Here is an 8,730-nt window from a genome sequence, read left to right on the forward strand (position 1 = left end):
CGGGCCAGCCGGTCGCCAAGGCGGGTGACGGCGTCGGGGTGGGTTCGGCGCAGGGTGGCCAGCCCTGCTTCGACGGCTTCAGGCTGGCTATGCCGGTCAATCCATCCCGTGAAGTACCAGGGTTCTGCCGGCTCACGGACCAGCCATCTGCCGGCCATCCCGCCCAGATCCCGCGCTGCGGCGAGGATCGATTCGGCGTCCAGCGGCCTGCCTCCGTCATGGTGGATCTCCTCGAGCCAGAGGGTCCTTCCGCCGGTTTCATCCTGCAGCGCTCCATAAAGCTTTGGCGCGCCGATGCCGGGAGCGACGTCGTCGAGCAGTCCCGATCCGTAGGCCGCGAACTCCCGGCTGCCGTTGTCCAGCAGGTATGGCGAAGCCAGGCCCGGACCTTCGGTGCGCTTCTCGATCATGGTCCATGGAACCCGGATGCCGTCGGCGATCGCATAGCCCTGCAGCCGGCTCACCGTCCGGTGCGCGAGGAACGCGTCGTAGTCCAGAGGAGTTCGTTGGAGATCCGTCAACTCCGTCACGCGCCCGCCGACTGCTTCGTCGACGGCTTCCCTGAGCGCTTCGTGCATTCCCACAGACTAACGGCCGGAAAGGGAATAACATCGGAAGTAGATGCATTTGCATATACAACGTCGACCGCAGGGGCCGGCCGGAACTCCGGAGGACACCATGACAGCGCACACCACGGGCCTGCACCACGTCACCGCCATTGCGGGTGATCCGCAGGCGAACATCGACTTCTACATCCGCGGTCTCGGCCTGCGGCTGGTCAAGAAGACCGTTAATTTCGATGACCCGTCCACGTACCACCTGTACTACGGCGACGACGCCGGCCGGCCGGGTTCGCTCATGACCTTCTTTCCGTGGGGCCAGGTGGCGCCGGGGCGGATCGGCTCAGGACAATCCACCACCACCGCGTTCTCCGTTCCTGAGGGGAGCTTGGGCTGGTGGCAGAACCACTTCCGTGCCCTCGGCGTGGACGCGACCATCACGCGTGCGTCGGCGGATGAGGAGCGGCTCTCGCTGCGCGACCCCGACGGACTGCAGCTCGACCTCGTGGCCTCCTCCACAACAGATCCCCGCGACCCCTGGGATTCCTCGTTTGTCCCTGCCGAGCACGCGGTCCGGGGCCAGCACTCCTCCGTGCTCACGGTCGCCAATCCGGAGCACACCCTTCGGGTGCTCACGGAGGACCTCGGCCTGCGCATCACCGGAGAGACTTCCGGCCGCACCCGCCTTGAAGCGGGCGACGGCGGTGCAGGCAACATTGTTGACGTCGTCGCCGATCCTTCGGGTCCGTATGGCCTGGTGGCGGGAGGGACCGTGCACCACATTGCCTTCCGGGTGCCGGACAGGGCCACCCAGGAGCTGTGGCGCCAGGATCTCGTGGAGAGAGGATTCCATGTCACGGCCATCCTGGACCGTCAGTACTTCACCTCGATCTATTTCCGGGAACCGGGCGGCGTCCTGTTCGAGATTGCAACGGACACTCCGGGGTTCAATGTGGACGAGCCGCTGCTCGAACTCGGCCGGTCGTTGAAGCTGCCGCCATGGCTGGAACCGTCCCGTGAAGCGATTGAGGCGTCGGTCGCCAAAATTGACGTGCCGGAGGACAACAACGAGCTCGCTCCGCAGAATGATCAGCCGGTTGGAGGTATTGCCGGATGAGTGCACCCCGGTTTCCTGACTGGCCGCACCTGTACCGCGAGGGCGCCGCTGACCATCCCGTGCTGTTGATGCTGCACGGCACTGGCTCGAACGAGCAGGACATCGCGGCTCTGGCAGCGGAGCTGGACCCCGCCGCTGCGGTGCTGGCTCCGCGCGGCCGGGTGCCGGAGAGCGGCATGCTCCGCTGGTTCGCTCGCCGGGGTGAGGGAGTGTTCGACGTCGACGACGTCATTCTGCGTGCCGGTGAGCTGGCAGGTTTTGTTGCCGACGCACGGGAACATTACGGCCTCGGTGACCGGATGCTTATCGCCGTCGGATTTTCGAACGGTGCAAACATCGCGCTGGCAACGGCCATGCTGCACCCCGAAACCGTGGATAGGGTCATCTCCTTTTCGGGGATGTACCCGTTCGGTGATCGAGCGTTGGAGGGCACCCTGTCCGGGAGCAGATTCCTCGTGCTCAATGGACGGTCGGACCCGATGGCGCCGCTGCCCAGCGTCACCACCCTGGTGGCTGAGCTCCAACGCCGGGGCGCCGACGTCGGGCAGATTCTGCGCGACGGCGGTCACGGTGTCGACCGCTCCGACCTGGAAGCGGCGGTGGACTGGCTGAAGCGCCGTCCCTGACGGAAGGTTTGCGCACCTCTGGTGGACTCCGGCGACGGGGGCCCACCAGAGGTGCCCAAAATTTGCAGGGTGAGACGAATATCCCTTGTGTGGTTGACGTCACAGGTCGCGGTGCCCTATTCTCTAGTTATACGAATAACTGACGGCATCCAGTCATCTACATAAAACTGACAGTGCCGACAGAAGACCGACGAAAGGAGGAACGGTGAAAAAGCACTCTACGCCAACCATGTGGGAAGTCGCCGAGCGTGCGGGCGTCTCCCAGGCAACCGTTTCTCTGGTGCTCAACAAGGTGGACGGCGGCCGCGTGGCCGAGGCAACGAAAGCCCGCGTCATGGCGGCGGTCGCTGAGCTCGGTTACCGCACCAACGCGTATGCGAAGTCGCTCCGCAGCGGCCAGTCAGGGATGATCGGTTTCATCTCTGATGAGGTCGCCAGTGCCCCCTTCGCCGGCAAGCTGCTCAAAGGCGCCCAGCTGTGCGCGTGGGAAGCTGGGAATGTCATCCTGGGCGTGGACACCTTCAATGAGAACGAGCTTGAAGCCGCCGCCATTGACATGATGCTTTCCTACCGTGTTGAAGGCGTGGTGTACGCCTCCATGTATCACCGGGTGATCGATGTCCCGGCCTCATTGCAGGAGCTGCCCGTCGTTGTCCTGAACGCCCAGGACAGGGCAGGCCTGGTGCCCAGCGTCTTTCCCGATGAGGAGCTCGGCGGATACTCAGCCACGCGGCACCTCATCGAGGCCGGGCACACGCGCATCGGCATGATCAACATCCAGCCTGCGGACAGCGACCTCCCCGCAGGAATCGGCCGGCTCGCCGGGTATGAGCGCGCCCTGAATGAGGCCGGGCTCGACGTCGACCAGCGGTTCATCCGTTACGGCACTGGAATCGTGGAAGACGGGCTGGAGCACACCCGCAACCTGATGGATCAGCGGAACCGTCCGACGGCCATTTTCTGCGGCAATGACCGAACGGCCTGGGGTGCCTATCGCGCCCTGGAGGCGCTCGGAATGAGCGCTCCCCTCGATTGCTCCATCGTCGGTTTCGATAACCAGGACACCATTGCTCCCTATCTCAGCCCCGGCCTGACCACGGTCGAACTGCCATTCGAGCGAATGGCGCGCACGGCGGTCCAACTGCTCCTCGACAAACGAGGCAGCGGGCCCAATCAATTTCCCATCGAATGCTCGCTGATTCCCCGTGAATCAGTGGCTAGTGCAAAGGTGCCAGCATGAGCACAGAATCATCAGTAAAGAGCCGTCCGCGGCGCCCAACCCGTTCATCCATCGACCTGCATACTCGCTTGCGTCTATTGGCGCGGTCATGGCAGTTATACGTATTACTACTGCCGGCAGTGCTCTACATCCTGGTCTTCAAGTACTGGCCGATGTACGGGGCGCAAATCGCATTCCGCAACTACAACCCCTCAGACGGGTTTGCTGGAAGCCCGTGGGTGGGACTGGAGCATTTTGAACGCTTCGTGACCTCGTTCCAGTTCGAGCGGCTCCTCGCCAACACCCTCACCCTGAATGCGCTTGGCCTGCTGATCGCTTTTCCGGTGCCGATCATCCTGGCACTCATCGTGAATCAGCTGCAAAGCGAGCGGTTCAAGAAGTTCACGCAGACGGTGCTTTATTCGCCGTCGTTCATCTCCGTCGTCGTGGTGGTGGGCATGATCCATCTCCTCTTCTCGCCGCGTTCGGGCATCGTGAACAACGCGATTGTCACCTTCGGCGGCGACCCCATCTTCTTCATGGGAGCGCCTGAATGGTTCCGCCCGCTCTACATCGGGTCGGACATCTGGCAGAACGCGGGCTTCTCGATGATTGTCTACCTCGCAGCACTCACCGCAATAGACCCCGCCCTGCACGAGGCGGCCCGTGTTGACGGCGCGAACAAGTGGCAGCGGATCCGGCATATAGACATCCCTGGAATCATGCCGGTGATCACCATCCTGTTCATCCTCGCAATCGGAAATCTCTTCAATCTGGGCTTCGAGAAGGTCCTGATCATGCAGACAGACCTCAACCTCCCCACCTCGGAGGTAATCCAGACCTACGTCTACAAGGCCGGATTGCAGCAAGCGCAATTCAGTTATTCGGCCGCCATTGGACTGTTCAATTCCCTTATCAATCTCGCACTGCTGATGACCTTTAACTGGGTTGCCCGGCGCGCGGGCCAATCGAGCCTTTGGTGAAGAAGCGATGACCAACACATTCCCTATCGTCAAGACATCCCTGCCCGCAGAGACACCCGTCTCAACCCAGGGCGGCCCCCAGCAGCAGGCAAAGCGGGGAAGGAAACGCGACCGCTTCGCCGATCCGCTGTTCAACACCGTTGCCATCGGGACCCTGCTCCTGGCAATCCTCGTGATCATCTATCCGATGTACTTCATCGTGATCGCATCGTTCAGCGAACCGTCCGAAATCCTCAACGGCAACGTCTGGCTGTGGCCGGCCGGATTCACGATCGAGGGTTACACGCGGATCTTCTCGGACTCCACCATCCTCCAGGGGTTCGCCAATTCCATCCTCTACACGACGGTCGGAACGGCCATCAGCGTGGCGACGATTCTCTGCGCTGCGTACGCGCTCTCCCGGAAGGACCTGTACGGGCGAACCTTCTTCATGCTGCTCTTCATCATCACCATGTTCATTGATGGAGGGCTCATTGCCCGCTATCTGGTGGTGCGTGATTTGGGGATGCTCGACTCCATTTGGGCAGTCGTACTCCCCGGGGCGGTAGGGGTCTGGAACCTGATCATCGCCAGGGCATTCTTTGAGAACAACGTTCCCGGAGAACTGCGCGACGCCGCCCAGATGGACGGAGCAAGCGACTTCCGCTTCTTCTTCAGCGTTGTGCTGCCACTGTCAAAGCCCCTGATCTTCCTGATGATCATGATCCACCTCGTCGCGAACTGGAACGCTTTCTTCGACGCGTTGATCTTCCTCAACGACGAGAACAAGTACCCGCTGCAGCTGGTGCTGCGCAACGTCCTTATCCAGTCTGAAGTGACGGCCGCCGGCGGTGCCGGAGCGCTTGATTCCTACGCCGCGGCGCAGCGGCTCGGCGAACTGATCAAGTACGGCATGATCGTCCTCTCCACGATCCCGCTGCTGATCGTCCTTCCCTTCATGCAAAAGCACTTCACCAAGGGCGCCCTCCTCGGCGCCGTCAAGAGCTAGACCACTTCCGAACACCGAATAGAAAAAAGGAAATCATCATGAGACACCGCCGTTTCTACCTGACAGCGTCCCTCGCCCTGGCCAGCAGCGCACTCCTCGCCGGATGCAGCGGAGGAGACACCGCAAGCGTCGAGGACAAATCAGCCGACTACGGATTCAACGCGGAAGGGCTGCCGATCGTCGACGAGACCCTGACGCTGACCTTCGGCGGCACCAAATCGGCGCTCGCCCCCGATTATTCCGGGATGGAGCTCGTCAAGCAGTGGGAGAAGGACACCAACGTAGCCATCACTTGGGAGAACCTTCCCGAGCAGGTGTACGCCGAGAAGAAGAACCTCATGCTCGCCAGCGAGGAACTTCCCGATGTTCTTTACAACACGGGCCTGACGGATGCCGAGATTGTCCAGAACGGCAGCAACGGAACCCTCCTTCCACTCGAAGACCTCATCGCGGAACACGCCCCCACGTTCTCGAAGATCCTCGAGGACCGGCCGGACATCCGGGCGGCGATCACCGCTTCTGACGGTCACATCTATTCCCTGCCCTCCATCGAAGAGCTCGGAATCCTGCAGTACCCGAATTTCCTCTACATCAATAAGGCCTGGCTGGACGCCCTGGACCTGCCCATGCCCAAAACGATCGACGAGTACCGCGAGGCGCTGGAAGCGTTCGCCACCCAGGACCCCAACGGCAACGGGGAGGCCGACGAAATCCCGTTGTCCTTCCGCACCGACTCCTTCTGCGCCAACCCGCATGACCTCATCGCCGCCCTGGGCGGGCAGCCCGAGAACAATGACCACCGCATTGTCCGGGACGGGAAAGTGGAATTCACTGCCAATACGGACGGCTACAAGGCCGGTGTGGAAGCTCTGGCCGGCTGGTATGCGGATGGCCTGATTGATCCCGAGTCCTTCTCCCAGGACGACGTCGCCTACCTGTCCAAAGGCAAGTCCACCACGCCTACCCTCGGGTCGTTCTTCTGGTGGGAGCTGAAGGAAATGGTCGGTGAGGATCGAGTCGACGACTATGAAATGGTCGGCATCCTCGAAGGCGTCAACGGGGAAAAACTGGCCAGCGTTGCCAATAACCAGGAGATCAGCCGCGGTGCAATGGCGATCACCCGCGCCAACGAGTACCCGGCAGCAACCATGCGGTGGGCTGACCGGCTTTACGATCCGGTGATGTCCGCCCAGGCAAGCTGGGGGCCGATCGGTGTAACCCTGGAGGAGGACGAGAACGGCGTCCTCGTGCAGATTCCGGCGAAGGCCGGCGAATCGGAAGGCGAGCGCCGCCAGCAGGTGGCACCGGGCGGTCCGAAGATCGCCACCGCGGAACATTTCGAAACCGTCGTCGCACCCGAGCCCCGGGCCAAGGAGCGTCAGGATCTCGTCACCGAGTTCCACGCCCCCTTCAAGGCGAATGAGGCCTACCCGCCCGTCCTGCTCTCCAACGAGGAACTGGAACAGGTTTCCTTTGCCGTCACCGACATCAACTCGGTAGTCAAGGAAAAGTTCGCCTCCTGGATCACGAACGGGACCGTAGCCCAGGAGTGGGACGGCTACGTGTCACAGCTTCAGACCATGGGCGTTGATGATGTGACCGCCACCTACCAGCAGGCCTACGACCGCTTCCAGCAAGGCGGAAAGTAACCCAACCAGGTCCGGTGCAGGCGAGTGATCCTGCACCGGACCGCCCATGCCCGCCCAATCACCCGCTTGCCTTACCTCGATGAGCCCAGGAGTTTTTGTGACTACCGCCCGACCTGACACCAACGTGGCACTCAGGCCGACGCCTACCGCTGTGCGTCCCGCTGCCCATTTCGCTGCCGCTGAGTCCTGGCTCAATGATCCGAATGGTCTGCTCTATCACGACGGCGTTTATCACCTGTTCTTCCAGACGAACCCGCACGGCGATACGTGGGGCAACATCTCTTGGGGGCACGCCGTCTCAACCGACCTCGTGAACTGGGACGAACAGGCCATCGCCATCCCGTACACCAGCGAGGAGATGGCGTTCTCGGGCAGCGCGGTTGCCGATGTGCGCAATACGGCCGGCTTCGCGGGCCCCGGGCAGACCGCGCTTGTCGCGATCTACACGAGTGCCCGGGCCGGCGAAGGGAGCCGGCCTCCGTCCCAGTCGCAGTCCCTGGCCTTCAGCCTGGACGGCGGATCCACGTGGACCCGTTATGCCGGCAACCCCGTGCTGGATATCGGATCGAGCGAGTTCCGGGACCCCAAGGTGTTCTGGTACGGAGGCGACGACGGATATTGGGTCATGGTGGTCGTGGAAGCGGTCGAGCGACGCGTTGCCATCTACACCTCACCGGATCTGATGGACTGGACCCGTCGGTCCTCCTTCGGTCCCGCCCACGCGGTCGGCGGAGTATGGGAATGTCCGGACCTGTTCCCGCTCCGCATCCGGGGTACCGATGAAACCCGGTGGGTGCTCATTGTGAGCCTCAATCCGGGAGCCATCGCCGGTGGCTCGGGAACCCAGTACTTCGTCGGCGATTTCGATGGAAACACCTTCACCGCCGAAAGTATCGTGGCCTCAGACCGGCTCGAGGATTTCGACTGGCTCGATTATGGGCGGGACTACTACGCAGCGGTCTCCTTCAACGATGCCCCCGATGGGCGCCGGCTCATGATCGGGTGGGCGAGCAACTGGCAGTATGCGGACCTCACCCCTACGAGCCCGTGGCGGTCCGCCATGTCGCTGGTACGCGCAGTGGAGCTCGACCGGTGTGCTGACGGGAGGCTTCGCCTGACGCAGCGTCCGGTCCTGCCCGGGGAAACTGCCGGCGTCAAAGTGTTTGAGGTGACCGTTCCCTGCGCGGACGGTGAGCGGACGGCCCTGATCCTGAGCTCCGGGGCAGGAAACGGGGAGGAACTGGTCATCACCGTTGACGGGAGCGCCCGCAGCATCACCTGTGACAGGACCCGGTGCGGTGACGTCAGCTTTTCTGCCGACTTCCCCTCAGTCGACTGGGCGCCGCTGCCGGCCGGTACGGGTGACGAGGTTGACCTGCTCATCGTGGCCGACTCCACCATTGTGGAGGTCTACGCAGCGGGGGGACTTGTCACCTTCACCGAGCAGGTCTTCCCCTCCGAGCCGCTCATTGACCTGCGTATTGAACGGGGAATCGGCGACAGGTGACGGTGGGGTGGCGGCCGCCGACTGGCTCCGCCGTCCCTGAACTATCGCGCAGCTCTGGTGGGTTCGCGGGGCATAAACCCA

8 protein-coding genes are annotated in these 8,730 nt (G+C 62.6%); 7 read left to right on the forward strand and 1 reads right to left on the reverse strand.

Annotated features, from left to right (window positions below; genetic code table 11):
• On the reverse strand, window positions 1-578 hold a 578-nt coding region (locus X803_RS22310), incomplete at its 3' end, for a hypothetical protein (RefSeq protein WP_035778813.1).
• A 100-nt stretch (window positions 579-678) separates the two neighbouring features.
• On the opposite strand from X803_RS22310, the gene X803_RS0111920 reads away from it, so the two are divergent.
• The 7 genes from X803_RS0111920 (at window position 679) to X803_RS19615 (ending at window position 8,649) form a co-directional block, all read left to right on the forward strand.
• Window positions 679-1,677: a ring-cleaving dioxygenase gene (locus X803_RS0111920; RefSeq protein ID WP_026545313.1), complete on the forward strand. Its 999-nt coding sequence runs from the start codon at window positions 679-681 to the stop codon at window positions 1,675-1,677.
• Window positions 1,674-2,303, forward strand: a complete 630-nt coding sequence (locus X803_RS0111925) for an alpha/beta hydrolase (protein ID WP_026545314.1) — start codon at window positions 1,674-1,676, stop codon at window positions 2,301-2,303. Before X803_RS0111920 ends, X803_RS0111925 begins: the two co-directional genes overlap by 4 nt.
• Before the next feature lie 205 nt (window positions 2,304-2,508).
• Window positions 2,509-3,543 carry a LacI family DNA-binding transcriptional regulator gene (locus tag X803_RS0111930; RefSeq protein WP_253907460.1) on the forward strand — a complete coding sequence of 345 codons (1,035 nt, stop codon included), beginning with the start codon at window positions 2,509-2,511 and terminating at the stop codon, window positions 3,541-3,543.
• Window positions 3,540-4,505 carry an ABC transporter permease gene (locus X803_RS0111935; protein WP_026545316.1) on the forward strand — a complete coding sequence of 322 codons (966 nt, stop codon included), beginning with the start codon at window positions 3,540-3,542 and terminating at the stop codon, window positions 4,503-4,505. Before X803_RS0111930 ends, X803_RS0111935 begins: the two co-directional genes overlap by 4 nt.
• A gap of 7 nt (window positions 4,506-4,512) precedes the next feature.
• Window positions 4,513-5,493 (forward strand): carbohydrate ABC transporter permease, encoded by a 981-nt coding sequence (locus X803_RS0111940; RefSeq protein ID WP_026545317.1) that lies wholly within the window; start codon window positions 4,513-4,515, stop codon window positions 5,491-5,493.
• A 38-nt stretch (window positions 5,494-5,531) separates the two neighbouring features.
• Window positions 5,532-7,142, forward strand: a complete 1,611-nt coding sequence (locus tag X803_RS0111945; protein ID WP_026545318.1) for an ABC transporter substrate-binding protein — start codon at window positions 5,532-5,534, stop codon at window positions 7,140-7,142.
• Between the two features lie 97 nt (window positions 7,143-7,239).
• The gene (locus tag X803_RS19615; protein WP_253907461.1) at window positions 7,240-8,649 is read left to right on the forward strand and encodes a glycoside hydrolase family 32 protein; all 1,410 of its coding nucleotides are present in this window, start codon (window positions 7,240-7,242) and stop codon (window positions 8,647-8,649) included.
• Window positions 8,650-8,730 lie beyond the last annotated feature (81 nt).

It is taken from the genome of Arthrobacter sp. 35/47 (genome assembly GCF_000520475.1).
Classification (GTDB): Bacteria; Actinomycetota; Actinomycetes; order Actinomycetales; family Micrococcaceae; genus Arthrobacter_D; species Arthrobacter_D subterraneus.